Genomic DNA, 25,482 nt, shown 5'->3' on the forward strand with positions numbered 1-25,482 from the left:
GGGCGGCCGGCACCGCCGAACGGTTCCCGGATCGCCGCCGGTCTTCCCGTGCGTGATCACGGAGAGTGGGGCTGTTCACCGTCCCGGCGTAGTGTGTTCGCTCGCTACGGCAGACCCCGCGCATTCCGTCATTTTTCGCCGATATTTTCCTGAAAGTTTCCCTGGTTCACTCCAGTGGGTTTTTATCGCCGTTCCCGCGCGTTCCCACACCTTCAGGTCATCGCACCGATCCGGGATGGCCACCTCGGTAGCATCGGTTCGGTTGGTGCGCACCCGGCAGTCACGTTCGAAGACCATTGTCAGGAGCTGGTGAATCGTGACGAACACCGGAATCGATCGCGAAACGTTGACCGTGGTGGCGTCCGTGGCGGCGGTCCGGCACACCGCCGCCGTGCCGGAGGAAAACCGCGGCCAGATCGACAACGTGCTGCTGCTGGCGGTGCTGGCCGCCGGCGCGAAGTACAACATCGGCCTGCAGAGCGATGAGTGGTTCAGCACGTTCGACGACACGATCCAGACCGGCGCGGAGTGGGCCGTCGACGCCGGCTCCTGGAAGCGCGTGACCCGGTCGGGCAGCCCGTTCGACCTGGCCATGATCCTACCGGGCGGCATCGCGGACACCGAGCGGGCACTGGTCGCCGTGCGCTCGGAGCACTACCCGCTGCGCGGCGCGTTGCGGTTCGGAGCCGTGGCGAGCGCGGACGTCGCCGTGCTGTGCGCGGTGGCGGACGTGACGCCGCGGCCGGGTGCGCTGTCCGTCGTGCTGGGCGCCGTCGCCTACCGCTTCAAATCCGACCTGAGCGTCGACAACCCGCTGGCGCCGCGCCCCTGGGCCGAAGTTGATGACGCATTCCTGCGGCTGTCGAAATACACGATCGACACCACGGAGGCGGGCTACAACGGGATCCAGCAGCGGATCGCGAAAGCACTCGGTGACCGGGTCGAGAAATACCTCTACCGCACACCGATCAAGTGAAACGAGGAAACCGATGATCACCAAGGAAGCCCCCTTCACGCTCTCGGACGACGCCGTCTCGTCCCTACCGGGGCAGCGCGACCGCGCGGTGGACTACCTGGAGAACCTGCCGCTCGCCGACTTCGACGTCGAGTCCCGGCCCGGCCGGGCCGGCCTGTACCTGCCGACCGGCGACACCTTCGGCACCTCGAAGGTGACCCCGGCGAACGGCAACTCGGCCGCCCAGGACACGATCGTGGCACCCGACGCGATGGGTGACGCCAACTACACGGCTGTCATGCGCACGAAACTGCTCGCGCAGATGGGCGCCCGCACCGAGTTCGACGTCAACCGCGAAACCGACAAGTACTACCAGAAGTACATGGAAATCCTCGGCTACTGCGGCTGGGTGCAGAACTACAGCAAGTGGCGGCAGTACACGTCGTCGAGCTCCAGCCTCGAGATCAGCCGGGTGCTCATCGACCTGCTGACGGGCCTGCTGGTCGGCCCGCAGCTGGAGCTGCTGGAGACGGCGCTGACGGTCCTGAAGACGGGCTACTCGTCGAACGAGCAGATCCGCCTGCTGGGCAAGGACAAGGCGGCGGACAAGGAGGTCAACTTCGACCTCGGCGTCGTCGGCGAGGACAGCCACGCCTGGCCGACGTTCAAGCCGGTGTTCTTCGCGATCTCGGCCGAGTCCGAGACTGTCAACATCCTGTTCGCCACCCTGAAGTCCAGCCAGACGTCGGTGTTCTACGCGACTTCCGACCAGACCCTCGACATGAGTCACTACGCGAAGGTCAAGGCGACGGTCGAAGCCAAGACTGAGGAGGCGGCGAAGAAGTACATCGAGAACCTGCCGATCGCCGACTGACCGACAGGCGCCGGTCGTGGTGGCCTCAGGCGCCGGGACCACCACGGCAGGCCGACGGTCAGGCGGGTCATCCCGGCAGGCCGCCGCCTGATCCGAGACCCGTCCCAAGTACTGACGACCTACCCACTCAATCGGGTCCTCACCGTCACGGTGCGCTCGCGGCGGCGCGCACCCGCGGGAGACGCCTCTCCGACAGAGCCGGCGTACAGAGTGTCCATCCTGAGGGAAGCTATATTCGGTGGATACCGCCCAATCGGAGGGTTTGTGTCGCCGAAGTGATACAGGCACCGTTGAGTACGTGGAATCGCGTGAGTTTCGGGTGCGGCTGCCCGTTCGACGTACCACCAGCCCGGTACGCGGTGCTCGTGCACGCGGTCGCCGGCGTGCTCGATGCCGCCGACCTGATCGCCAGATCGTCGATCGTCGTGGACCATCAAGCCCGCGACGAGGACCTGAACCGCGAGTTTGACCGATTCAGCGCCGAGTACCCGTGGGGTGACCTCTGATCGCTAAGTGTGCCGGTCAAATCTGCCTCTGCTCGGTGGCTGGCAGAAAACATGCTCGCGGGCCGCCGAGGTTGTGGAAGGCCGCGTGCTGGATCACCGCGTTGAACGTAGTCGCCGGACGGCTCAGACGACGGCTGTCCACTCGGCTGCGGCCACCATCGTGCCGCACCTCTCCTGCAGTGCAGGGGTTCAACATGCTCTTCTGTTCGGTGCCCCCACCGGCGGGGTCGCGTTTTAAGTCGAGTCCTGGAATAACCAGCGGCTATTTCGCCGCCGCGCCGTTCTACGGCGGCCCGGGCGTCGGCGGCGGCACGGTCGTGACAGCGCCGGAAACACCCGTTCGCAGGGGCGACCGTGATCTGCATCCTAGATGCCCAGTGACCCGCAGCCGGTATTCCGTATCCGAGTTCGGCCGGGGGTCCGTGCGAGAACCGACGGGGGGGATGAGAATGGAACAGCCGATCACGCTCGACGTCAACGGTTCGGATGTGCACGCCGAAGGTGCCCGCCTACGGGAACGGGGGCCGATCACCCGGATCGAACTGCCCGGTGGCGTTCCGGCCTGGGCCGCTACCGGGAACGATGTCCTGCGTCGGCTGCTGGCCGACCCCCGGGTGTCCAAGGACGCGGTGCAGCACTGGCCCGCGTTCACCAACGGGGAAATCGCCGACGACTGGCCGCTGCGGATCTGGGTGTCGATCCGGAACATGTTCACCGCCTACGGCGCCGACCACCGGCGGCTGCGTTCCCTGACGGCCGCCGCCTTCACCGCCCGCCGCACCGAGGCGCTGCGCCCGAAAGTCGAAGAAATCACCCGGGACCTGCTCGACGCCATCGAGACGGATTTCGGTGACACGCCCGTCGACCTGCGGGCGCGGTACGCCTACCCGCTGCCGATCGAGGTCATCTGCCGGCTGTTCGGCGTCCCGGAGGACAAACGGGCCGGGATCCGCGAAGTAGTGGACGGCTTCTTCGACAGCGCGATCACCGAGGTCCAGGCGCAGGCGAACGTGGCGGCGGCGTACGTCCTGTCCACCGAACTGATCGCGCAGAAGCGCGCGGCGCCCGCCGACGACCTGACCAGCGCCCTGATCGCCGCACGCGACGACCGGGACGGCGCGCTGACCGAAACCGAGCTCGTCGACACCCTGATGCTGATGATGACCGCCGGCCACGAGACCACGGTGAACCTGCTCGACCACGCCATCACCGCGCTGCTGACCCACCCTGATCAGCTCGCCCTAGTCCGGTCCGGGCGAGGGTCCTGGACCGCCGTGGTGGAGGAGACGCTGCGCTGGCAGGCGCCGATCCCGTACACACCGCTGCGGTACGCGGTCGAGGACATCGAGGTGGACGGCACGATGATCCGACGCGGCGACGCGATCCTGGTCTGCTTCGGCGCCGCCGGCCGCGACCCCGCCCAGCACGGCGACACCGCCGACGAATTCGACATCACCCGCGCGCCCGCACCGCACCTCACCTTCGGCTACGGCGTGCACCACTGCCCCGGCGCGCCGCTGGCCCGGCTCGAAGCCGAAGTGGCGCTCCCGGCGCTGTTCGACCGCTTCCCGGACCTGACCCTCGCCGTGCCACCGGAGAAACTGACCACTCTGCCCACGTTCCTGTCCAACGGGCACACCAGCCTGCCCGTCCGCCTCCGGCCCGCACCTCGCTGACACCGCAACCGTGAATCCGGACGCCTTACGGTCTTACGGTCGAAGACGACGAAATTCCGCTGTCCTGCGGGAAGCACCACCTGTTGCTTCACCATGTGCCGTAGTCGTCGCCGCCGGTCGTGAGTTTCCGGGTGACCGCATCAGCGCCGGGCGGCCCGCACCCAGGAGGCAGTCCATGACCATCACTCGCACCCAGCCGACCCGCCGTCCACGCCACGCTGCAGCTACGGCAGGGAAGTACGGTCAGCCTGAGGCAGAGCTGCGATGGGCGACGTCGATGCCGATAAACAGGCAGTGATTACGAGGGGAACAGCCGGAGAGCTGCCGTCGGCGAGCATGTCCGCTGGCTGCAACCTGTCCCGGACGCGCGGCCCGACCGGAAGACAACGACCCGGCGGCGACAGTCTCCGAGCGAGCCAGCGTGAGACTGGCGTTAAACGTGAACCTGCAGTACCTGCCGCCGCATGAGCGCGCCGTGCTGATCCTGCGCGAGATGTCGGCCTGGTCCGCCGTTGAGGCGGCCGCACTGCTCGACATGCCCGTGGCCGCGATCAAGAGTGCTCACCCCGCCGTTGGCGAATGTTCTCGACCCGTGCGGACGGGCAACCCGTCGTCGCCGCCTACACCGAGCCTTCGACGGCCAGTATGTGCCCTACGGGATCGTCGTACTCACCGCGGGCAACGACGGCACCACGGCAATCACCGCATTCGTCTTTCCACGCAGTCTTCCCTGACCGCCCTGACTGGACCGATCCAGGATCGGCTTTGCGTAGCGGCCAGGCTGGTCCCGGTCGAGCGGTGCGTCGCCCTGCTGGCCCGCGTTGTCGACGTCGAGCGACGCGTCCGGCGGCCATCCCGCTGTATGACGTGACCGTCGCCGACCACGAGCGGGTGCTGGGACCCGGCCACCCCACAACCACGCCACCCAGGCCGATCCTGACCATGCTGCCCGGTGGCCTCGCGTTCTTCTCCAGCGGCAGCTGCTACGGCCACACGATGATCTCGATCGGCGGCGGCGACTTCCTGTCGAACGCCATCCACGGCGCGGGCGCCTACACCAAGACCACCACCGCGGAGATCAAGGGCAAGCGGGGCCCGACCTACCTCGGCTGGGCGCAGCCGTGGTTCAAGGCGAAACCACTGACGCGGTGAAGCCGGCGGCCCGCGCCACCTCCGGGCAGGGGCCGCTCGCACGCGTCAGCCGCCGGGCCGCACGTGGTGGAGCACGAAGATGCCGCCGACCGCAGGCCGGCCGAGCCGTTTGTGGTCGGTCGCCACGTACTCGTCGAGCACGGCGAGGATCCGGCGGTCCAGCTCTTCGACCTCGTCGGGGGACAGGTGCAGCAGGAACTTCTCGTGTAGCACCACCGATTCCGGGCCCGCCTCCCGCAGCTCCTCCTGAAAGATCTCGATCGGCGCGAACCGCGTTTCGGCGTCGGCGCCGGCGAGCGGTCCGTCCAGCCACCACGTCTCGCTGTTCGAGCGGTACGGCTTCTCGAGGGCGCCGCTCGCCCCGGTCCGGACAGGGGCCGGTTCCAGCAGTCCCGCGGCGACGAGCCGGCGCACGTGGTGCAGGACCGTGCCGGGGTCGCGGCCGAGGCGGTCGGCCAGCTGCTTGTTGGTCAGCTCTTCGACCAGGCACAGCCGCATGATCCGCAGCCGCAGCGGGTGACCGAGGGCCTGGGCCTCCTCCGGTGTGGCCGGGCGCCGTCGGCGGGGTTCGGGCATGAGCGGAGCGTAGTCCATCGATCCGACTCGCACATCGATGGAGAAAAGCCCATCGATGTGTCATTCTCCATCCATGACTTCCGGGTTCTGGCGGCTGTGGACCGCGGCGGGGCTGTCCAGCCTCGCCGACGGCGTGCTGAAGACCGCTCTGCCGCTGGTCGCGGTCGGCTACACGCGGTCGCCGCCGCTCGTCGCCGGGCTCGCTTTCGCCTTCAGCCTGCCGTGGCTGCTCTGCGCGTTGCCCGTCGGCGCGCTGGTCGACCGGCTCGATCGCCGCCGCGCGATGCTGGCCGCCAACGTGCTCCGCGGGGCGCTGGTCGCCGCGGTGACGCTGCTGACGGTGACCGGCAACGGCTCGATCTGGGCGCTGTACGTCGTCGCGCTCGGCGTCGGCTGCGCGGAGACGGTCTACGACACCGCCGCCCAGTCGATCCTCCCGCAGGTCGTCGGGCGCGCCGAGCTGGCGCGCGCGAACGGCCGGGTGTTCGCCGTCGAGCAAACGGCCAACGAGTTCGCGGGGCCGCCGCTGGCCGGTGTGCTCGTCGCGACGGGTGTCGCCGCCGCGTTCGCCGCGCCGGTCGTGATGTGGGCGGTGGCCGTCACGGCGCTGCTGCTGGTGCGCGGCCCGTTCCGGATCCCGCGGGAGGGCGGCACGACGCTGCGCGCGGACATCGCCGAGGGCCTGCGGTTCCTGATACGCCACCGGGTGCTGCGCACGTTCTCGGTCATGATCGGGACGTTCAACTTCGCCACCGGAGCGACCTTCGCCGTCCTCGTGCTCTACGCGGTGGGCCCCGGCTCGGCGATGGGCCTGTCCGGACCGGCGTTCGGCCTGCTGATGGCGACGATCCCGGCGGGCGGCCTGGCCGGGGCGCTGCTGGCCGGGCCGGTGGAACGCCGGCTCGGCCGCGTCCGCGCGCTGGCGGTGTCCTGGCTCGCCGGCGGGCTGACGATCGGGGTGCTCGCGGTGACGGCGGACCCGTACGCGGTGGGAGCCGCGTTCTTCGCCGGCGGAGCCGGGCTCCTGGTGTCGAACGTGATCGTGGTGTCGCTACGCCAGCGCGTGACCCCCGACCGGCTCCTGGGACGGCTCACCAGCAGCCACCGCCTGGTGGCCTGGGGAACGAAGTCCCTCGGCGCACTGGCCGGCGGGGCGATCGCCCAGGGGGCCGGGCTGCACGCGGTATTCGTGGTGATGGCAGTGATGGCGTTCGCAGCGCTCGCCGGCCTGCTCGTGGTCACCGAGGACGCGCTCACGACGGCCGAACGCGCGGTCACCGCCCGCTGAGGGCGCCGCCTGGTTCGACCGCGCGACCTTCACCGGCAACGCCCGGTTCGACAGCGCAAACTTCACCGGCAGCGCCCGGTTCAACAGCGCAAACTTCACCGGCAGCGCCCGGTTCAACGACGCCACCTTCATCGGCGACGTCACCTTCAACAACACCAAGTTCTCTTCCCGGCTCATCGACCTCAACCATGTGATCGTTGTGGGCGGCGCCAGGCGGGCAGACGTGTGTCTCCCTGGACATCTCCACGACGTCGGCACGATCCCTCCGGGCGACCTTGAAGGCCGCCAGCGAGGCCCGCGGCGCGATCATCGATCACCGGGAACCTCAAAACCGTTACATCGCAGCAGCCGACTCCGGTGACGAAGCCTCCGGGCCGAACTTCCTCAACCAGTTCGTCAAGCCCTTCACGTCGTGCACGCCGAACAGCTTCTCCGGCGACACCCCGGTTCTCCTTGCCGGTGGGGGCGCCAAGCCGATCAAGGACATCGTCATCGCCGACCGCGTGCTGGCCGCGAACGCGCACGACGGGCGGCCGGTTCCGGAGCCGGTCACGCGGCTGATCACCGGTGAGGGCCGTAAGCACATCGTCGACGTCGAGGTGCGGACGCAGGACTCGGCCACGCGGATCCGGGCGACCTCAAACCACCCGTTCTGGGTGCAGAACCTCGGCAAATGGATCGAAGCGAAGGACCTCCGGCACGGGGACCGCTTGAGAACGCCGGCTGGCGACGCCGTCGTCGGTTCGGAAGTACGTGAACACCAAGAACAGATCAAGGTCTATAACCTCACGGTGGCCGATCTGCACACGTATTACGTCGGCTCCGGGACGAACGCGGTACTCGTCCACAACGCCGACTGCGTGATCGACCCACGGAAACTCGATTACCTGTTCAACGTGAACATCAAGGACGATCCACACAACTCCGCGCGCGCCGCGCAAAACGTGATGGAGCTGCTCAAGGTCGGGATCAGGGACACCCCCGAGATGCGGGCGTATCTCGCCGAGCAGCTCCAAGCGGCCACTGCTGGCGGATTCGATCGGACGTTCACCAATAAGTACGGAAATTTCGGCGTCACGCATTCCGTGCTCTACGGACCGTACGGCGTGCGCAGCGTCGAAAGCACCTGGTAGATCATGCCCGACGGAACATATCGGTTCTCGACTGCTATCCTTCGGGGACGAAAGTGATGAAGGGTGGATCATGACGTTTCGCGAGCTCGTAGTGCCGAGCGCCCTCGAGGTCCTGGAATGCGTTGGCGTGGAGCCTGTGGCGCCCGAGCCGGGTTCCACCGTGCAGGAGCTCACCTTCGAAGCAGACGGTCGGAATTCCGTCAGCTTCTCCTATGACGTGATCGGAAGATCGGTCAGGGTGATCTGGAAAGCAGGTGACCGGACCATTCTCGACATATTCCGAGAGGGCGCGGTTCGCATCGAGTTCCGCCAGGATGGCGACGATACTGTGGTCGACGCCGATTTCGAAACGGATTCTCTGGGCGGGAACATCGAGGTGAGAGTCGGGGGCGAGGTGCAGGTCAAGGACAAATTGCTCTTCGTTTAGTCCGCCCCCTGGCTCTGGCCGTCGGCCGCGCAGCGTCGCCAGGCGTGGCCGTGTCTATCGCCCCCCAGCGCGGATGTACCGGTTCCGATCTCGCACCGGATGTTCGGAAGATGTCCGACGGTGGTACCGGTAACCCGTGCGGAAATCCCACTGCGCACTGCGGCGCCACTTCGAGGACCGGCTGGCCGCGAGCGTGCGCGGGGCGCTGGCCGATCTCGGCGGGGGTCCAGGTGCGCGCCGGGCCGGATTGCTGGCGGTTTCGGCCTACGCCGCACTCGACGAACTGGTGCGGCGGGCGTGGGAGGTGCCCGGAGGGAGTGTCGTGCAGCCGCCGCGCGGGTGGGCAAGAGCGCCGATGAGGCGGTCGCCGCGGCCGTGCTGCAGCGACTAAGTCGAGCGAGTTGTCGGGACGCGATCGTCCAGGCTGCGCCGACGCGTACTCGAGCTTGCTTCTGCACGCCGAGCGCTACGGGGTGCCGGCGCGGGCGGTCCTGCGCCGCTGCGGCGAACCCGCGCTCGTGGGCGACCAGGAGGGCATGCCCATCGACGTGGCGGCGATGCTCGCGGCGGAACGCTAGCGCGCGAACCGGTCGAGCGCCGCGAGCTTCCATCCGCGCTTGAGGTCACTGGCCCGGTGCCCGGAGTGGTCGTCCACCAGGAGCTCCGCACCGGGCCACGCCTCGGCCAGTTCAACCGCCGTGCTCACCGGGCAGCTGAGGTCGAGTCGGCCGTAGATCAGCACGCCGGGAATGCCCGCCAAGCGCCCGGCGTCGCGGATCACCGCGCCTTCCTCGAGCCAGGCCGCGTGCGCGTAGTAGTGCGTGGTGAGCCGGACGAACGCCAGCGCGGCCGTCGTCGTGCCGATCGCAGCGTTCTGCTGGGTGCTCGCCGACCCCGACCGCCCGCAGCGGCTCGCGCTGCTTCTGAACACCTGGCGCCATGGCACCCCCATCCCGACTACGCGACGGAGCGCGGCCACCACGCCGCGCCGGGAGATCACGAAACCGCCCACCGCCGTGGGGTGTTTTACCGGTCCACCGCCCGGCGCGCAGCCCTCACGCGCGGGCCGATAGCAAGCCGTGGCGCTGCGATCAGCACGATGGAAAGCAGCTCCAGCCACCGGCGGACACGCGATACTCCGTCGGCACGCAGGTCCGCCATCCCCACTCTTCGCAGCACTCGTCTCTGACGTCCGCGGGAAGCAGCAGGCCGATGCTTGATAGCGCGCGGAACCGCGGACGTGTGCCCGCACTACACCACAGCTGGCTCCCCGACTCTGATCTACGCCGTCCCCCGCCACGACCGCGTCGACCTCGTCGGCTGCGACGTGGCCAACGACGACGAATACGACATCGCCCACACGTTGGGTACTGGCCTGGCTGACTCGGCCAGTACCCAACCTAACTCAGCACCGCGATGATGCGGGTACCGGGCGCAAACGCTCCGGCCTCGATGCGGGCGAACAGGCCGTACAGCATCTTCGCCTCATACACCCAGTCGGGTGTGATCCCATGCCGGGTCGCAAAGTCGGCGATGAAGGCATCCAGCTCCGGCTTGCGCTTTGCGTAGCCGCCGAAGTGGAAGTCGTAGTCGATGAACCAGTTCGACGTCGCCTCACCGAACGCTTCGCGCTGCAGCCGCTGCATCTCGTCGTCCAGGAACTGGCCGCCCTTGAGCACAGCGAAGCCGAGGGCACGCTGCTCCGCGCCGAGGCCAGCCGCAATCCCAGCACAGAGTGCCGCCGGTGCCACAGGCACAAGCGATGACATCGAAGTCCACGGTGATCTCGGCGACCAGCTCGGCGCAGCCACGCACCGCCAGGCCGTTGCTCCCACCTTCGGGCAAGACATAACACGGCCCGAACTGCTGCAAGAGACGGGCGAGCACGTCGGGCTCGGTCTTGCGGCGGTAGGTCGCGCGGTCGAGATAGGTCAGCACCATGCCACGGCCGGTGGCGTACGCCAACGCGTCGTTGAGCGGCAGGTGCGCCTCCCCGCGGATCACCCCGACGGTCTCAAAGTCCAGGTAGTAGCCAGCAGCAGCCGTCGCCCGGATGTGGTTGGAGAACGCCCCGCCGAAAGTGAGGAGCCGAGCAAAGCGCTCACCACGGGCAGCCTCGAGGTTGTAACGTAGCTTGCGCCACTTATTGCCCGGCACCTCGGGATGGATGAGGTCGTCCCGCTTGAGCAGCAGCTCGACGCCGTACAGCTCCAGCCGCTCGTCCCGCAGCTCGACCAGCGGCGACGGCAGGCGCACCGAACTCGCCAGGTCATGCTCGCCGGGGTTCATGCTGGTCAGCGTAATGGGCGGAAGCCCAGACTGATCTCGCTGGGCGTTAGGGAGGGCCAACCGTTCGAGATCTTGCTTCTGGTATCAGCACGCGCTGAGCTGACTCGATGAGCGACGCTGGAACAACAGGGCGAGCAGATCCGAACCACCATCCGTCCAGCCGTGCTCATCGGGTCGTCAGGCTTCTGGGCGGCCGACCGGTACGCCGCATGCGGCTCCGGCCGCCGACTTCCTGGAGCGCTCTGGCCCTTTAGGTCTAGCCCTAGCGGCTGCTGGTGCGCAACACCGACCGCGAGGACCTCGACCAGTCGCCACCTCGGCGAGCTAGCGGCGGGTCGGCTCAGGCGTCCGGGGCGGGCAGACGTGCTCTTCGTCGGCCGGGTGGGCGTAGCTGCAGTCCGCGATCCGTGCCTTCACCCAGCGATGCTCGCGGAGGCTGTGCGGAAGGATTGTCGTGCTGTCAATCAACGCGGCAGCCAGCAGCAACGAAGACCAATCTCGCCGAAGACTGGCTGCAGCGGTCACTACACTGGGCCTTGCGCAATGGCGATGACCTGGCCGGTATCACCGTCCACGTCATCGACGCGGGCGCCGACTCCGCCGAATCGTTGTGCTCGATCTGGCCCGCCGTCGACGAAGTCCGTGACGTCTGGTGGCCAGCCATCGCTCACGGTCGCCAGCTCATCACGACACGCTTTCACGACTGGACCAAACCACACGTCGACCGCAGGACCCGCAGCTCGCGATGCCCCTCTACAGCCGCGAGAACCACCCGCTCGGCGATCGAACCGAGTGACCACGTGCTCCATCGTGCCGACGCGACTAACGGCGCTGCACGTTCGGTGGCCGCCGATCCGATTCAGGGTCAGCTGACACACAGCCGGAACAGATGCGTCAGCTCGAGCGAATTCCCAAGGCGCACGACCAGTATGGCGCAGCCTGCGATCATCAGCGCCCAATCAGGGTGTCGTGAAGGTGGTCGTCAAGTTCAGCCACGAAATCTTCGGATCGCCACGGCCGGAGGTCGCGTCGAGCCAGCCGAATACGTTGGGCGGCGACTCGACCGCCCGTGGCGGCAGTGATGTCGATGGCGTCGTGCAGCAGTTCGACGCAAGCGGCCGGGTCGCCGAGGCGCAGACGTGCGAGCGCCAAGTCGGTGCTAACGATGCCGCGCTGGACGGCATCGCGCGACAACGGCAGGGCAGAGACTGACCGGCCGAGGCTCTCGTGCGCACGGTCCGCGTCGCCTGCGTGCAGGGCGCAGAGGCCATCGAACCCACTCAAGCGGTCAGCGTTGAACCCGCCGTGCGGATCATCGACGGCCAACTGCTCGACGGTCCTCCACGCTCGGTCCAAAGCAGCGGCTGCCTCGCGGGTCTGGCCGGCGCGAGCGCTGATTTCTGCGTGCACCGCGTGGGCGCGAGCGCGGACGGCGTAGCTGGGGCCGCGGTGCGCGTCGACCGTCGCGGCGCGGGCGATCGTCCGTGCCGCGGCCAGGTCGCCGGTTGCATGCAAGGTCACCATGGTGTGGCTCGTCTGGACCGCGGCTCGATGGCTTCGGTCGGGAGACGTTCAGCCGCTCTGGTCGCGTTGGTGTACAGGACCATGGCCGCTTCGTCGTCTCGAGTCTCGAACGCTAAGCGGCCGGCAAGTGAGCTGGTCCTACACTCGGCTGCTCGAGCCCGAGCAGAGACTGTGGGTAGTGGCCAGCGTCTTCGAAGGCGCGTTCGACCTCGACGCCGTCCAGGCGATCTCTCACCACGCCGGCCTCGACGAAGCCGACGTGCAGACCCTTCTCATCGCGCTGGTCAGCAAAAACATCATCAAGGGCCTGCAGCGTCGTGGCCGTCCGTGCTACCGCATGCTGGAGACGATCCGCCAGTACGGACCTGCGCGTTCATCTTCGGTGGCCGGCTCAACGAAAACGTTCGCCTGCTCACCGCAGGGCTGGCCCGCCACCGTGGCGACCCGAGCGTGGACCAGGTGGCGGCACTGTCGCTGGCGGCATGGATCGCGCTGATCCAGGGCAACCATGTGCGCGCTGCTCCCCTGCTGGACCAAGCCGAGGCGGCGGCCGCCGCGCTCGACCTCGACGACGCCTTCGGCCCGCTCGACATCGCACGCGCAACCCGGTTGTGGCTGGTCGAGCAGGACCCGGCACGGGCGCGGGACTCGCTGAGCTTGTTCCGAAGGGCAGCGGAAGCGTTTCGCGCAGCAGGCGCCATCGCCGATGAGTGGCTGGCTCGCCTGTTCTTGACGATGTCGGCGGCGTCGTTGCGGCGCCTGGACGTCGCCAGAACCGAAAGCGTGACCCTGCTGACCGACGCCGAGGAAGCGCAAGCCCCGTGGTGCATCTCCTGGGCCCTATGGTCGCGGGCGCTGGTGGAGCTGCTCGACAGCCGCCCACGCCACGCCGCCGGCTCAGCGCAGGAGGCGTCGCGCATCCAGCGGGAGATCGGAGACGCGTGGGGGCCGGCATGGAGTCTGTGGCTGATCGCGCTGATCGCCGCGCAGCTGGGTGAGTTCACGACGGCCGCGCAGGTGCTGGGCGGTGCACGGGCGCAACAACAGTCGACCCAGGCCAGCGTGCTCGGGCTGACACCATTCCTCCGCCTGCAGCGGCAGGCCGAGACCGCTGGACGCCACGCGCTCGGCAAAGACGCGCACGGCAACGACGAATGGGACAGCCACGTCACGGCTGCGCAGAAGCTGTCCACGAGCGAAATGCACGCGCTGGCGCTCGCCCCGTTGGCTTCCCCCGAGCCGGACCCGCTTCCCGCTGGGATCCCCCCCCCCCCCCCCCCCCCCCCCCCGCGAATCCGAAGTCGCCGGATTGATCGCCCAAGGGTGGACGAACGAATCGATAGCCGGCCAGCTGCCGATGTCGCCCCGGACCGTCAGCACGCACGTCTCGAATCTCAACCGCAAGCTAGGCACGGCGAGCCGGACCGGAATCGCCGCCCGGTACCTCACCACCCTTGCCGCCCGGACCGGCCATGACGAGTCGTGACAACGCACGTCGGGCGGACCTCACTTGCCGTCAAGGTACGAGCTGGCGTGGTCTTGCCGAGGCTCGCCGACCACGGGCGAGCCTCGGCAATGCGGTACCTCACGAAGCTGGGCCAGCCGACAGACTGCCAGGGGCCATGACACTCACCTTCGGCTCGGGTAGCACATCTGTCCAGTCGAAAAGGCGACGAGCGTCGGTGTATTCCAGGCCGCCACTCGCGGAAGCCTCGACACCGACACCGACACCGACACTGTCATTGAGGTACTTGCGGTCTTCGGATACCGAACCGTTGATTTCGACCCCGGGCCCGGCAGCCATCCCCACTGTGCCGTAGATCGACCGGCCGGTGAGCTCATCGATGTTCGCGTTCGACCCCTTCGCACTGATGGTAGCTTCGGCGCCGAAACCCAGGCCCGGACCCACGTGCTGACTGTTGGCGAAGCCGACCCCGCGCCGGTCGAACACCAGACAGGAGTCACCACCAGCGCCGGCGCCCACGCCTTGAAGGTGCACGCCGAAGCAGAGCGCGTTGGAACCACTGGGCGGGTCCTTCTCCTCTGCCTTGTTCTGGTCCGCAGGCGCGGCAGTACGCACCTGGGCGGCAGCCAGACTGGCCGGCTGCCGCGGTGGACGGACCGCAGCCTGCCGATGACGAGTCTGCTCCTGACGACTGGCCTCCCTCATTTGTTCCGGCCCCTTGTCGTTGTCAGCTGATATGGCCTTCCGTCGCTCGGCCTCACGTGGCTGCAGCTGCTGTTGTTCGGCAACCATTTTCGGATCGGGCACTTTTCTCGTCGGCGCCTTCCGCGCCACTTCACTCACCTGCCGCTTGCGTTGTTGTTGATCTTTCGCAACCAACAGAGGATCGCTCACTCGCTCGATCGGATCGTTGCCCTTCGCCCTTGCACCTTCTTTGAACATATTTTGCACTTCCGCGAGGAAGTTCTCGTCCTTCTTCTGATCTTTCCGCGCCAAACGCACGTCATGCGCCTGCTGCCGCGCCCGCTCCGGAGTCGGGCCGGTATCCCGACCCTGCACCGCATTCCGCTTTTCCTGCTTCCCGTCCTTCTTCTGGTCCTTCCGCGCCAAACGCACGTCATGCGCCTGCTGCCGCGCCCGCTCCGGAGTCGGGCCGGTATCCCGACCCTGCACCGCATTCCGCTTTTCCTGCTTCCCGTCCTTCTTCTGGTCCTTCCGCGCCAAACGCACGTCATGCGCCTGCTGCCGCGCCCGCTCCGGAGTCGGGCCGGTATCCCGACCCTGCACCGCCGTGCGTGCGCCGGCGTCTGCTGGCGGAGTCTTGTTCGGTGCAGCTTCGGCCTCAGCGATACCGAGTACGCTGAACAAAAGCGTCAGGAAGCCACCAGAAGCCGAGTACAACAAGGCCCGGCTCACTTTTGAGCTGCTCACCACATCCCCTTTCCCAGACCGTTCCGACGAAGCTCCGTCGGCTACGATCGTCCCTCATGCGGTATATGAAAAGTCCACCGGCGATACATCGGTTCAGACGAGGAAGTGATCCAGTTCCTCAGCCGCCTCCCGGCGACCGCTGAAGGCTGGCACAAGGAGGGCACCGGCCCAGGGCCAAGACCGAGGTCCAGCGACGGGGTGGGCGTGCGCGCTCAGGTCGTTGCGGTGGCTTGATCGCGCCTGCTCGCGGACTATCTGAAGGCCTGACTCGCGTGCTGGAACAAGCACTCGGCGCGTGCGTCGTCACTGATCTGGCGCCGTTCACTCGCCACGACGTGACCCGCTTGCCGCCAACACCGACATCGACACTACGGCGTTCGCCGACGCCGTCGTCCGGGCGGGCGGGCGTCGGAACGATTGCCAACGCCCTCGGCTCTGAAGGAACTTGCTCGCAGAGTTTCCACCAGGAGGCTGATGGTCTGAGCAGGACACCTCGAGAGCTGTTCGAAACGGTCTCGCCGCGGCGATGTATTCGGCGAGCAGTGTGACGGCGAAGGTCGGCGACGGCACCTCCGTGACCATCACCGAAGACGATACCTAGCCCAGATACACCGGCAGGTCGACGTAGCTGTTGGGGATCATCGCGGGTTGCCGCCGCCGCAGGCCAGCTTTGTCGATCAGACGGGCGTCCGGGAACCGTCGGGTCAGCGCTCCGAGGACAATCTCGGCTTCCATGGCACCCAGCTGCGCGCCCAGGCAGTAGAGGATGCCGTGGCCGAACGCCAGGCTGGTCTCGTTCCGGTGGATATCAAGCTGGTCAGCACGGTCGTACCGGCGTTCGTCGCGGTTGGCGCTCAGCAGGGGCTTCCCCGCCGTCGCCCACTCCGGCAGCGCGGGGCAGAAACCGCCTTCGGATTTCTGCCAGGCCAGCGTCGGGCTCGCCGACACCTACTCCATCGACATCAGCCTGACCCTCGGCAGCAGCAAACGAGGCATCGCCGACCCATGCGGAGAACCACTTCGACAGATCTGCGACCTCGTGATCACGACACTGCGCGCCAAAGCGCGCCCGTGACGCACGCCGACGCCGCCCGGCAGCCATCGACTCGCCGGGCCCAGCCCAGTCCCGGCACAGCAGCTCGCGCTGCGACCGCTGCCGTCGTGAGGCCCTCCCCGCCGAACCAGCTCCCCGCAACCCCCACTGCTCGTCCGCAACCCCCACCAGAAGGCAGCCCCACGGTGCTCACCGTCCACCGAACCGCCCTCAGCGCCCTCGCCGTCGTCCTGACCACCGCCGCCTGCACAGGCACCGGCGCCGGCCCCACCACGGCGCCCGGCCTCGCTCATCGGCGCCGATCACCAGCCCCGCCCTGGACCTCGCCCGCTACCTCACCACGCCCTGCGCAGCAGTGCCGTCAAGCCTGATCACGGAACTGGGCCTGGCGACACGCGAAGACAGCCACGACACCGTCCTGCCCCCGGCCGGGCGCCAGGCTCAATGCCGGATGTCCAGCAGCCCACCCCTCATCGCTGCCGCCGAAATCCGGCTCTACCCGCAGACCCGGCCAGTTCCGCTCGTCACCAGCACCGACAACCTCGCGAAGCCCGTCACCGTCAGCGGGTATCCCGCCGTCGAATGGATCTTGAGCACCGGCAGGGACGGCTCGTTCACCCCCTGCCAGCTGATCGTGGACATCGCGCCGACGCAAGGCTTGGCTGCGCTGTTCAACGGCCCACCGGGCGAAGACATCGACACCACCTGCATGAAATCCCGCACCTCGCGATCGGCATCCTCGCCGCCCTCGGGCACCAGGCACCCGGCCGATGAGCAGCATCGCGTCCTGCCCGTGCGGCACCGCCATCTCGGCCATCGTCACAAACGAAGTAGGCGCCGAGGAGGCGACCGCGGCCTACGAGCGGACCGTCATGCAGGCGATGGCCTCGGGTGCGCGGTTTTACGTGCGCTGGCACGACACCGGCCACACCCCGGCCGACGCAGCCGCCGAGCTCGCACTGATCGCCCGGCACCTGCGCATCACGCTCGCGCAGCTGGAACAGCACCTGGCCGAGACCCCGTCCGCGCATCAGCAGCCAGCGACACTGGCCGAGCAATTGCGATTTTTCGCCCGCTCATACGGGCACATTGCGGCCCGCCTCTACCGCGAAGCGGAGCGTGTGGACGCCCGCGTCCCATCCGCCCGCCCCGTCCCCGACTCCAGCACCCACGCCGGAACCGCCGAGGACAGCCGATGGTGACCGGGCATGCCTAAGTCACTGGGGCGCCACGTTGCGGCAGCAACACCGCCACGGTAACCGCCGGTGTCATCGCCGAACTCAGGCCGGAGGCGGGCAGGCCGGTGAATCTCGTGCACGACCACCTGCCCGGCCCCGCCCAGCAGGTCTACCAGCTGATGGCCGACCACCCTGGCCCCGACACCGCCGCCACGCCGCTGGCCGCCGCCCTGGAATTGACCGGAACCGAAGTCGCCGACGCGTTACAGATGCTGCCCACCGCCCGGCTCCTCGACCGGTCGCCCGGCGACCGCTACCAACTGCCCGGGCGACTCCACCGCCACGCCGCCAGCCCGCGCGACCGGGAGCGACCCTCGATCCGGACCCGGCAACGCGCCCGGCTGGTCGACTTCTACGCCGCGACCGCAGCCGCTGCCATCCCGTCGCCCCCGACGCCCACCGCTTCAGCCCACCCGCAGCCCACGAAATCAGTCCTGCTCTCCACGCCGACGAACGCCACGCCCGCTGCTGGTTCGGCTGGGAACACCAGTTCTTGCCGCCACGTCGCCACGACTGCCGTCGGCTGGGGCTGGGACGTCCAGCGCGCGGCCACGGCCGGCCCAGCCTTATTGGCCGCCGCCAGTGGCTTGCCAGACGTGAATGAACGGGTCCTCGCCAACTTCCCTGCTGCCGGTTGATCAGGCCGGTCGTGTCCGGGCCGAAGGACCTGTCCCGCGCAGACCTTGTTCGAATTCGCATGCATCGGCGCCTGTGGCTGGGCTCCTCCGTCAAGCTACGCGCAGGTCCGCCACACCGGTTTACGTTTGCAGGTGCGCGGGTATGTCACGTCGGCAGGCATCCTCAGTGATGATCATCTGATTTGGGGCGGTGTGGTACGTGCCGACGCAGGCGTGGGAGCGGGCGAATGACGACCGCGACGACCCCGTCGTCCGATGCGACCTGGACACGACCCCGTTCCGAGAAGTGCGGCGCCTGGTCCGCGGCCTGCTGGTCGACCGAGGCGATGTCGTCGTCGAAGATGCCACCCTGATCGCGGATGAACTGGTCAGCAACGCCCACCAGCACGCTCCCGGACCCCGCATGTGCCGGCTCAGCCTGCTCGACCACGGCCGCTATCTGCGGATCGAGGTTGAGGACGCCTCACCCGCCCCGCCCCGCATCCGCGCACCCGACGCGCGCGGCGGCCGCGGCATGGTCCTCATCGACCAGCTCGCCTCCTCCTGGGGCGTCGAGCACCACGATCACCACAAGACGGTGTGGGCCCACCTCCGCCTGGATCGAGCCGGATCGAACAGCCGGGCCCGACATCTGGCGCTGGCGCCTCGCTGGCCGCTCAGCGGCGTTGAGCAGTGACCTTCTCCAGCCACCCCGGTCCAAGATCGGATACTGTGCATGGCTGTGAGTGAGCATCTCGATACCGAAAGACCCGCGTCCGGGCTGGAAACCACGCGACAGACCATCGATGGAACCGTGGTGGTGAAGGCCGTCGGTGAGGTGGATCCGGAGTCCGTTCACGTACTGAGGATCGCAGTTGGCACGGGGCTCACCGAAGCGGCAGGCGGGCCGTGCATTCTCGACCTCACGCAGGTCACCTTTCTCGATTCAGTCGGCCTCACGGCCTTGGTTGACGCGACCAAGCGGGCGGAACAACGCGGCGGACCATTACGGATCGTGGTAGACGCGAATCGACCCGTGATCAGGCCCATCGAAATAACCGGCCTCGACGACGTCCTGCGTCTCTACCACACCCTCGATGAAGCTCTCCGCGCCACCGGATAGCAGGCGCCAGGCGAGACACCGAACCGGAGCGGTCACGACATCCAGTCGAGCATGGACAATTCGCGAGCCGCCGCTCCTCCACGCGCACCTGGCTATTGCCCAGGCAGGGCATGCTCTGGCGCCGGCGCTACAGCGAGCGCGCGTGCCGCACCTCGGTCCGGAAGCCGAACAGAGCTTGCCCGCAGCCGACACCGCGGGCAAGCTCCTGTCGATTCCGAGCGACCGTCTTCTTCGGTCAACGCGACGGTGGCGATCAGGCTGCCGTCCGCGATCGCGGCCAGGTACTGCTGCTTAGCTGCCTCGTCGCCAGGAACTTCAGTGGACATCCAGTGACGTCGCCTGCTCGCTTCGCCGCGCCAGAATGTCGTCTTCCCAAGGATCAGGCGATGAGCTTTCCACACGCTGACCCGACGCGGTACGAAGGGCTGCGCTCCCACGGCCACCTTGGCGAAGGACTTCCACGGTAGAGCCGGCGTTCCGGCGGTCCACATAGCGTGCGAGAGCAGGCGGCGCCCGCTCAACTCACCGCTCGCGTCACCAGTTCGGCGATTCTCTTCTCCACGGCCGGGGTCACCGCGGTGAGGGCGAAACCCGCCGGCCACATCTCGCCGTCGTCAAGCTTCGCCTGATCGCTGAAGCCCAGGGTGGCGTAGCGCGCCTTGAACTTCTCCGCGCTCTGGAAGAAGCAGACGACCTTGCCGTCGAGCGCGTAGGACGGCATGCCGTACCACAGCTTCGGCTCCAGCACCGGGGCGTGCGCCGTGACGAGCGCGTGCACGCGCTCGGCCAGCACCCGGTCCGCCGGCGCCATCTCGGCGATCTTCGCGAGCACCTCCCGCTCCGCCTGGGCCGCCTTGTCGGCCTGGGACGCCCGGCGGGCGGCGGTTTTCAGCTCCTTGGCGTGCTCCTTCATCGCGGCGCGCTCTTCGGCCGTGAACGTACTCATGGGATTCTCCTCGTTCTATCGGCACGGTGCGTGCCGATGAGCGCCATCATGGACCGCGGGCGAGGAGACTGTCAACGGCACGGTGCGTGCCGTTAGAATCGGGGCATGACCGACGAACCGCGCCGCCGGGGCGCTGCCCGGACCGACGAACTGCTCCGGGTCACCCTCGAAACGGCAGCCGAGGTCGGGTACGCGGGCCTCAACGTCGAGGCCGTCGCGCGCCGGGCGGGCGTCGGGAAGCACACGATCTACCGGCGCTGGCCGACCATGGCCGCGCTCCTGCTCGACGCGCTCAGCCGCGTGTGGACCACCGATCTCGACTACCACGACACCGGCGACATCCGCGCCGACCTGCGCGAGCAGTTCCTGCGCTCGGCGCCCGCGCTCGCCGCCCCGCCGATCGGGCCCGTCTACCGCGCGGTGATCGCCGAGGCGCAAGCCGACGAAGCACTGCGGGCGACGTTGCACGACCGGTTCCTGCGCACCGTCGAGGAAAGCACCCTCGCGCGGATCAAGCGGGCCCAGGAAGCCGGCGAGCTCGTCAGCGGCGTCGACCTGACATTCCCGGCGGAAGTCCTGTGCGGCACGCTCTACTACCGCCATCTGCTGTCGACGCGCGCCGTCGACGAAACGGCCGTCGACGCGCTGCTGGACATGTTCATGGCGGCGTACGGGACTTAGCCGGTCGGCTCGGCCGTCAGTCCCTGGCCAAGAGTGCGGCTGGTGACGCCGTCTGTTCCGCGAACGGGCGACCGGATCAGCTCTCGAGCGTCCGCGCCGACCGGGCTAAACGTACGGGGCAGAACTGCGAGCCGGTCTTCACACTCCCGGGCCTGCAGATGATTCACCCCGACGCGTCCTCCCCGGCCGGCGGCGGTCCGGAGATTGTCGAACTGGGCGCCGCCGATCTGCCCGAGATGACGCGGCTCGTCGAGCGGACGCAACCCGGCCCGTTCTGGCCCCGAATCCGCGAGCTGGGGACCTACCTGGGCATCCGGGAGAACGGCAGCCTGGTCGCCACGTCATCGTCATTGCCGGACTCGGCGCAGCCCTGCTCGCCTACACATCACGGCCTCGTCACCTGATCAGCGGCGACTCGCTCCAGGATCGTCAGCACGTGTGCTGGCAACGATGTCAGGAGCCGCGCCGGGCGATGGGAGACCGTCAGAGGTCAACCAGGAAGAGAGCCCCGTACTTGTCCTGACCGTGGGGCGCGGAGACGGCGGCCGGTCACCCGGCCGGCCGGCCGCCGATGGTGACGTTCCTGAGCCGCAGGTTGCGCACGTCGGTGGCGACGTTCGCACCGGACATGGCGGTGATCTCCACGTCGCTGAGGCGCACGGTGCCGATCGGGTCGCGGTGGTAGCCGGCCATCTGCCAGCCCTGCTTGCAGGACTGCACGGCCCAGTCGGCCAGGTTGATGTCGGTGACGGTCGGCAGGTACTGCCCGGTGTCGCCCTCGCCGTAGTTGAAGTCGATGAGCAGCATCGGGCCGCCGACCGCGCCGACGTCGACCCGTTCCAGCAGGACCGACTCGACGAAGCCGCCGCGCACCGAGTTCGTCTTGATCCGGTGACAGCTGGCCAGTCCGGTGCTGTTCATCGTCAGGTCGTGGCCGTGCACGTTGCGCACGCCGCCGGTCATCTCGCTGCCGATGGTCACGCCGCCGTGCCCGTTGGCGAAGGTGCTGTGCGCGATCACGATGTTCTGGCAGGGCACGTTCACCCGGCGGCCGTCGGCGTTGCGACCGGCCTTGATGGCGATGCAGTCGTCGCCGGTGTTGAACGAGCAGCCGGTGATGAGCACTCCGTCGCAGGACTCCGGGTCGCAGCCGTCGGTGTTGGGGCCGCTGGAGTTCACCGTCACCCCGTCCACGGTCACGTTGGTGCACAGCACCGGGTTGAGGTGCCAGAACGGGCTGTTCGTGAACGTCACGCCCTGGATCAGCACCCGGTCGCAGCGGTAGGGCTGCATGAACGGCGGCCGGAAGTGGAAGCCCTGGCCGAACACCCGACCGCGCACCGGCACGCCGCCGTTCGCCTGGGCCTCCAGCTGCGGGAATTCGGCGTCGCCCAAGGATTTCCAGTCCCACCAGTGCGTCGCGTCGGCCTGGCCGTCCAGCACGCCGGAACCGGTGACGGCGATGTCGGTCTGGCCGTGGGCGTAGACCAGCGGCGAGTAGTTCATGAATTCGATGCCCTGCCAGCGGCTGTAGACGACGGGCAGGTAGTCGTTCGGATCGGTGCTGAACCGCAGCATGCTGCCGGCGGCCAGATGCAGGTCGACGTGGCTGAGCAGGTGGATCGGGCCGGTGGCGTGGATGCCGGTGACCAGTACGTGCCCGCCGCCGGCCCGGTGGCACGCTTCGATGGCCCGGCGGAAGGCCGAGGTGTCGTCGGTCCGCCCGTCGCCGACGGCGCCGAAGTGGGTCACGGGGAACCACTTGTCGGGGAAGCGTGGCCGGCATTCCGCCGAGGTCGCCGCAGACGAGGTGGCCGCGGTCGAGGTCGGCGCCGGGGTCAGCCCGATCAGCGGCACGGCCATGCCCGCGGTGACTCCGAGGCGCAACAGGGTTCGTCGGTCGAACGCGTCGGACATGGCAGCCTCCGTGATCGCTGTCGGCACACCGTCAAACCCGCGGAGTTGACGAGCAGACGCTGGCGTGCCGGAATAATATATCAGATCTCGTGCATCAAGCAGATTCATGGGAATCCTGACCTGCCTCGGCGCCTGCGCGCACCGCCAGACGATCCCCACCACTGTTCATGATTCCCACCCTCCGATAGACCGATTCAGATCAGCGCGAAGTTGAGGTTGCATCCCGTCGCCGCACCGGCAATCCCACACCCTGCGCCCACCAGATCTAGCTGGGGCGCAAGGTGGCGGTACGACCAGACCAGCCTGTCCCCTTCGGCAACTGAAGGGGACGAGCGGCTTCGATACGTCCGGATGGCAGGCGTTCCCGTGTGCCTACTGCGCCCATGCGGGGCCGCGCCTCCGACACGCTCGGACGGCCGAGCGCCGATGCCGCATGTCACCGGTCAGGCGTCGGGTGAGCGCGCCACCATCCGCCGGGCGGGCGTCAGGCCTTGATCGCCTGCCGCTCGGCGCCGCTGGCGACGGTGATCTTGCGCGGCTTGGCCTGCTCGGCGACCGGGATGTGCAGGGTCAGCACCCCGGCGTCGTAGCCCGCCTCGATGTGGTCGGCGTCCAGGGTGTCACCCAGGAACTTCTGCCGGCTGAACGTCCCGGCTGGCCGCTCGCTGATCAGCGCCTGGACGTCGTCGCCGGTCACCGTGGTGCGCTCCGCCTTCACGGTGAGCACATCGTTCTGAACGTCGACCTCGATGGACTCCGGACTCACACCGGGCAGGTCGAAGTGCACCACGAACTGGTCACCGTCGCGGTAGGCGTCCATCGGCATCGCCGCCGACCGCGACAGGCCGTTGCCGAAGAACTGCTGGGTCAGCCGATCCAGAGTCTGGAACGGGTCGGTACGCATCAGCATGGTGGTTCTCCTCCTTCCCTTGGTGATGTGGTGCCTCGACGACGCCGGTTATCCGCGTCCCGCCGGCACCGCCACTGCGCTGACACCCCGGGAACGGGCGTCTTCGGAGAGCTTGCCCACATTGATCTAAAATCACCCAAATGGAGCATTGCACTGGCCTACCAGCACAGAATCTGCAGGAAATCGATTGAGCCCACTACGCTCAAGACAGGGGAACATATGTGCAGCCTGGTGCGTCATAAGAGTGAGAGCGCGGCTCGTAGACCTGTCGGATTCTGGAGGTGGGACTGATGACGCTGACGACTGTGCGATCGGTTTCCGCGCTGCGGACAGGCCGGTGGTCGCCCGGGGCCGGCGTGCGGGAAACGGACGACGCGTACCTGGTCGAGGTGGAACTGCCCGGAGTCAAGCGCCGGGACGTCACCGTCGAGGTCACCGGGAACGAAGTGGCCGTCCAGGGCAAGGCCGGGCGACGGGACCTGTTCCGGCTCCGCAGCCGCCGCACGGACGAGTTCTCCTACCGGGTCACGCTGCCGGATGAGGTGGACTCGGGCGCTGCGTCGGCCGCCCTGACCAAGGGCGTGCTGACCGTGCGGGTGCCGAAGCGCGAGTTCGCCCGGCGGCGGCGGATCCCGGTTCACAGCGCCTGAGTCACAACCCGGCTGGAGGTGAGAAGCGATGACCCCCTACTCGCCACTGCGTGAGCCGGCCGCGGTGCCAGCGCTACCCACCGGGTGGCCCATCGGCGTTTACGGCAGCTACGCCGAAGCGCAGCGCGCCGTGGAACACCTGGCCGGCCACGACTTCCCCATCCAGGATGTCACGATCGTCGGCGTCGAACCCATGGTGGTCGAGCGCGTGACCGCCCGCCTAACCTGGAGCCGCGTCCTGGCCGGCGGCGCGGCGTCCGGCGCCTGGTTCGGGCTTTTCCTCTGCCTGCTGCTCGGCTTGTTCGACCACCAGCCGCCGGGAGCGCTGATCCCGGCCGGGCTGGTCACCGGAGTTCTCGCCGGCGTGGCGTCCGCCGCGATCGGCTACGCCTCCCTGAAGGGCCGGCGGGACTTCGCCACGATCACGCAGGTCGTCGCCCGGCGGTACGACGTGCTGTGCGAACCACGCAACGCTGAGCACGGGCGAGACCTGCTGGCAAAGCTCGCCCTGGCCGGGCCGCCGTCCTCGACCGAGCCGGCGAGCCGGGAGGTGCGCAGGACGGGAGGTGATCGAGGTGTGCGCCCATCCCTTCCATGAGGCGTTGCGAACCGGAACCGAGGCCGTGCGGCAGGCGGCAGGCTCGGTAGCACGCCATCCTTTGTCGGCGGATGCGCTGCGGTGTGCGGTCCAGTGCACCCGGGCAATGAGCACTGAACTGGCCGACTTGGCCGGTGCGCTGGCCGACCGGGCGGAGAGCACCCTGGCCGCCACGTCGCTCTCCGATCACCGGGTCAGCGCGCCGGCCGGTTCGGTCACCAGGGACGTCGTCGAGGACCTCCGCACCATCGCCCGCTACTTGAAGACCACGGACCTCCTGCTGCAACCGGCTGACGACGACCTCTCTGCCCTGGCCCCGCAGCCGGATTCCGAGGAACATCGCGAGTATCGTGAAGCCTCTTGGTGGAGCCCCGCCCACGCCGGATGAGGCTGAGCCCCGTCACGACCTCGCCCTGCGACGACCCTGCCCGGTCCAACACAACTGCGCCGAT

At 68.2% G+C, this 25,482-nt stretch carries 31 protein-coding genes and 2 pseudogenes; 22 read left to right on the forward strand and 11 right to left on the reverse strand.

Features of this window, described 5'->3' with window-relative positions; translation table 11 throughout:
• Positions 1-316: 316 nt before the first annotated feature.
• The 6 genes from BT341_RS32150 to BT341_RS32170 all read left to right on the forward strand — a co-directional run bounded on the left by BT341_RS32150 (position 317) and on the right by BT341_RS32170 (position 5,163).
• The gene (locus tag BT341_RS32150; protein WP_072479832.1) at positions 317-976 is read left to right on the forward strand and encodes a hypothetical protein; all 660 of its coding nucleotides are present in this window, start codon (positions 317-319) and stop codon (positions 974-976) included.
• A 13-nt stretch (positions 977-989) separates the two neighbouring features.
• Positions 990-1,829 carry a hypothetical protein gene (locus tag BT341_RS32155; protein ID WP_072479833.1) on the forward strand — a complete coding sequence of 280 codons (840 nt, stop codon included), beginning with the start codon at positions 990-992 and terminating at the stop codon, positions 1,827-1,829.
• Between the two features lie 365 nt (positions 1,830-2,194).
• On the forward strand, positions 2,195-2,335 hold the full coding sequence (locus BT341_RS45635) for a hypothetical protein (RefSeq protein ID WP_177328953.1): 141 nt from the start codon (positions 2,195-2,197) through the stop codon (positions 2,333-2,335).
• A 449-nt stretch (positions 2,336-2,784) separates the two neighbouring features.
• Complete coding sequence (locus BT341_RS32160) at positions 2,785-4,011, forward strand: cytochrome P450 family protein (RefSeq protein ID WP_072479834.1); 1,227 nt, start codon at positions 2,785-2,787, stop codon at positions 4,009-4,011.
• A gap of 439 nt (positions 4,012-4,450) precedes the next feature.
• Positions 4,451-4,882, forward strand: a complete 432-nt coding sequence (locus BT341_RS47975) for a sigma factor-like helix-turn-helix DNA-binding protein (RefSeq protein WP_072479835.1) — start codon at positions 4,451-4,453, stop codon at positions 4,880-4,882.
• On the forward strand, positions 4,879-5,163 hold the full coding sequence (locus BT341_RS32170) for a hypothetical protein (RefSeq protein ID WP_072479836.1): 285 nt from the start codon (positions 4,879-4,881) through the stop codon (positions 5,161-5,163). Before BT341_RS47975 ends, BT341_RS32170 begins: the two co-directional genes overlap by 4 nt.
• 45 nt (positions 5,164-5,208) lie before the next feature.
• On the opposite strand, the gene BT341_RS32175 is transcribed toward BT341_RS32170, so the two are convergent.
• Complete coding sequence (locus BT341_RS32175) at positions 5,209-5,739, reverse strand: ArsR/SmtB family transcription factor (protein WP_143168712.1); 531 nt, start codon at positions 5,737-5,739, stop codon at positions 5,209-5,211.
• Positions 5,740-5,812: 73 nt separating this feature from the next.
• Between BT341_RS32175 and BT341_RS32180 the strand changes: the two genes are divergently transcribed.
• From BT341_RS32180 to BT341_RS46890, 5 genes and pseudogenes are all read left to right on the forward strand, one after another.
• Entirely contained in the window at positions 5,813-7,027 is a 1,215-nt protein-coding gene (locus BT341_RS32180; RefSeq protein WP_072479838.1) for an MFS transporter, read from the forward strand.
• Positions 7,028-7,052: 25 nt separating this feature from the next.
• Positions 7,053-7,388: pseudogene (locus tag BT341_RS47980) on the forward strand (pentapeptide repeat-containing protein); the annotation flags it as partial.
• Positions 7,303-8,160 carry a polymorphic toxin-type HINT domain-containing protein gene (locus tag BT341_RS32190; protein WP_072479839.1) on the forward strand — a complete coding sequence of 286 codons (858 nt, stop codon included), beginning with the start codon at positions 7,303-7,305 and terminating at the stop codon, positions 8,158-8,160. The pseudogene BT341_RS47980 and the gene BT341_RS32190, both read left to right, overlap by 86 nt.
• Before the next feature lie 70 nt (positions 8,161-8,230).
• On the forward strand, positions 8,231-8,587 hold the full coding sequence (locus BT341_RS32195) for a hypothetical protein (RefSeq protein ID WP_072479840.1): 357 nt from the start codon (positions 8,231-8,233) through the stop codon (positions 8,585-8,587).
• A gap of 401 nt (positions 8,588-8,988) precedes the next feature.
• Complete coding sequence (locus BT341_RS46890; RefSeq protein ID WP_245805182.1) at positions 8,989-9,165, forward strand: hypothetical protein; 177 nt, start codon at positions 8,989-8,991, stop codon at positions 9,163-9,165.
• On the opposite strand, the gene BT341_RS32205 is transcribed toward BT341_RS46890, so the two are convergent.
• From BT341_RS32205 to BT341_RS32215, 4 genes and pseudogenes are all read right to left on the reverse strand, one after another.
• On the reverse strand, positions 9,162-9,518 hold the full coding sequence (locus BT341_RS32205; RefSeq protein ID WP_342750235.1) for an alpha/beta fold hydrolase: 357 nt from the start codon (positions 9,516-9,518) through the stop codon (positions 9,162-9,164). The two genes, BT341_RS46890 and BT341_RS32205, sit on opposite strands and share 4 nt — an antisense overlap.
• A gap of 469 nt (positions 9,519-9,987) precedes the next feature.
• The gene (locus BT341_RS46895; RefSeq protein WP_245805183.1) at positions 9,988-10,233 is read right to left on the reverse strand and encodes a 1-aminocyclopropane-1-carboxylate deaminase; all 246 of its coding nucleotides are present in this window, start codon (positions 10,231-10,233) and stop codon (positions 9,988-9,990) included.
• A complete protein-coding gene (locus BT341_RS32210; RefSeq protein WP_245805184.1) occupies positions 10,202-10,876 on the reverse strand; it encodes a 1-aminocyclopropane-1-carboxylate deaminase/D-cysteine desulfhydrase in 675 nt (224 codons plus the stop codon). Before BT341_RS32210 ends, BT341_RS46895 begins: the two co-directional genes overlap by 32 nt.
• Before the next feature lie 948 nt (positions 10,877-11,824).
• A pseudogene (locus BT341_RS32215) lies at positions 11,825-12,430 on the reverse strand (hypothetical protein); the annotation flags it as partial.
• A 148-nt stretch (positions 12,431-12,578) separates the two neighbouring features.
• Here BT341_RS32215 and BT341_RS32220 point away from each other — a divergent pair.
• Both BT341_RS32220 and BT341_RS47985 read left to right on the forward strand, forming a co-directional pair.
• On the forward strand, positions 12,579-12,896 hold the full coding sequence (locus BT341_RS32220; RefSeq protein ID WP_143168713.1) for a winged helix-turn-helix domain-containing protein: 318 nt from the start codon (positions 12,579-12,581) through the stop codon (positions 12,894-12,896).
• An 813-nt stretch (positions 12,897-13,709) separates the two neighbouring features.
• On the forward strand, positions 13,710-13,886 hold the full coding sequence (locus tag BT341_RS47985; RefSeq protein WP_218177790.1) for a response regulator transcription factor: 177 nt from the start codon (positions 13,710-13,712) through the stop codon (positions 13,884-13,886).
• 99 nt (positions 13,887-13,985) lie between these two features.
• On the opposite strand, the gene BT341_RS44655 is transcribed toward BT341_RS47985, so the two are convergent.
• The 3 genes from BT341_RS44655 to BT341_RS32245 all read right to left on the reverse strand — a co-directional run bounded on the left by BT341_RS44655 (position 13,986) and on the right by BT341_RS32245 (position 17,106).
• Positions 13,986-15,296, reverse strand: coding sequence for a hypothetical protein (locus BT341_RS44655; RefSeq protein ID WP_143168714.1), 1,311 nt, complete (start codon positions 15,294-15,296; stop codon positions 13,986-13,988).
• Between the two features lie 597 nt (positions 15,297-15,893).
• Positions 15,894-16,244: a cytochrome P450 family protein gene (locus BT341_RS32240; RefSeq protein WP_072479845.1), complete on the reverse strand. Its 351-nt coding sequence runs from the start codon at positions 16,242-16,244 to the stop codon at positions 15,894-15,896.
• Positions 16,245-16,845: 601 nt separating this feature from the next.
• A complete protein-coding gene (locus tag BT341_RS32245) occupies positions 16,846-17,106 on the reverse strand; it encodes a hypothetical protein (RefSeq protein WP_072479846.1) in 261 nt (86 codons plus the stop codon).
• A gap of 14 nt (positions 17,107-17,120) precedes the next feature.
• Here BT341_RS32245 and BT341_RS32250 point away from each other — a divergent pair, with 14 nt between their 5' ends.
• The 4 genes from BT341_RS32250 (at position 17,121) to BT341_RS32265 (ending at position 19,328) form a co-directional block, all read left to right on the forward strand.
• Complete coding sequence (locus BT341_RS32250) at positions 17,121-17,552, forward strand: hypothetical protein (RefSeq protein ID WP_072479847.1); 432 nt, start codon at positions 17,121-17,123, stop codon at positions 17,550-17,552.
• Between the two features lie 101 nt (positions 17,553-17,653).
• Positions 17,654-18,226 (forward strand): hypothetical protein, encoded by a 573-nt coding sequence (locus BT341_RS32255; RefSeq protein WP_072479848.1) that lies wholly within the window; start codon positions 17,654-17,656, stop codon positions 18,224-18,226.
• A gap of 199 nt (positions 18,227-18,425) precedes the next feature.
• Complete coding sequence (locus BT341_RS32260) at positions 18,426-18,902, forward strand: ATP-binding protein (RefSeq protein ID WP_143168715.1); 477 nt, start codon at positions 18,426-18,428, stop codon at positions 18,900-18,902.
• Positions 18,903-18,947: 45 nt separating this feature from the next.
• Positions 18,948-19,328, forward strand: coding sequence for an anti-sigma factor antagonist (locus BT341_RS32265; RefSeq protein WP_177328954.1), 381 nt, complete (start codon positions 18,948-18,950; stop codon positions 19,326-19,328).
• A gap of 517 nt (positions 19,329-19,845) precedes the next feature.
• Here BT341_RS32265 and BT341_RS32270 read toward each other — a convergent pair.
• The gene (locus tag BT341_RS32270; RefSeq protein ID WP_072479850.1) at positions 19,846-20,274 is read right to left on the reverse strand and encodes an iron chaperone; all 429 of its coding nucleotides are present in this window, start codon (positions 20,272-20,274) and stop codon (positions 19,846-19,848) included.
• Positions 20,275-20,379: 105 nt separating this feature from the next.
• Between BT341_RS32270 and BT341_RS32275 the strand changes: the two genes are divergently transcribed.
• Together BT341_RS32275 and BT341_RS46050 are read left to right on the forward strand one after the other, a co-directional pair.
• The gene (locus BT341_RS32275; protein WP_072479851.1) at positions 20,380-20,955 is read left to right on the forward strand and encodes a TetR/AcrR family transcriptional regulator; all 576 of its coding nucleotides are present in this window, start codon (positions 20,380-20,382) and stop codon (positions 20,953-20,955) included.
• 158 nt (positions 20,956-21,113) lie between these two features.
• A complete protein-coding gene (locus BT341_RS46050) occupies positions 21,114-21,359 on the forward strand; it encodes a hypothetical protein (protein ID WP_072479852.1) in 246 nt (81 codons plus the stop codon).
• A gap of 145 nt (positions 21,360-21,504) precedes the next feature.
• On the opposite strand, the gene BT341_RS32285 is transcribed toward BT341_RS46050, so the two are convergent.
• Positions 21,505-22,980 carry a glycoside hydrolase family 28 protein gene (locus BT341_RS32285; RefSeq protein ID WP_143168716.1) on the reverse strand — a complete coding sequence of 492 codons (1,476 nt, stop codon included), beginning with the start codon at positions 22,978-22,980 and terminating at the stop codon, positions 21,505-21,507.
• A 376-nt stretch (positions 22,981-23,356) separates the two neighbouring features.
• Positions 23,357-23,782: an Hsp20/alpha crystallin family protein gene (locus BT341_RS32290; protein ID WP_072479854.1), complete on the reverse strand. Its 426-nt coding sequence runs from the start codon at positions 23,780-23,782 to the stop codon at positions 23,357-23,359.
• Positions 23,783-24,072: 290 nt separating this feature from the next.
• On the opposite strand from BT341_RS32290, the gene BT341_RS32295 reads away from it, so the two are divergent.
• From BT341_RS32295 to BT341_RS32305, 3 genes are all read left to right on the forward strand, one after another.
• Positions 24,073-24,432 carry an Hsp20/alpha crystallin family protein gene (locus tag BT341_RS32295; RefSeq protein ID WP_072479855.1) on the forward strand — a complete coding sequence of 120 codons (360 nt, stop codon included), beginning with the start codon at positions 24,073-24,075 and terminating at the stop codon, positions 24,430-24,432.
• Between the two features lie 28 nt (positions 24,433-24,460).
• On the forward strand, positions 24,461-25,030 hold the full coding sequence (locus tag BT341_RS32300; RefSeq protein WP_072479856.1) for a YflT domain-containing protein: 570 nt from the start codon (positions 24,461-24,463) through the stop codon (positions 25,028-25,030).
• A gap of 106 nt (positions 25,031-25,136) precedes the next feature.
• Positions 25,137-25,418: a hypothetical protein gene (locus BT341_RS32305; protein ID WP_072479857.1), complete on the forward strand. Its 282-nt coding sequence runs from the start codon at positions 25,137-25,139 to the stop codon at positions 25,416-25,418.
• Positions 25,419-25,482: the final 64 nt, after the last annotated feature.

Origin of the sequence: Amycolatopsis australiensis (assembly GCF_900119165.1) — a bacterium.
GTDB lineage: Bacteria > Actinomycetota > Actinomycetes > Mycobacteriales > Pseudonocardiaceae > Amycolatopsis > Amycolatopsis australiensis.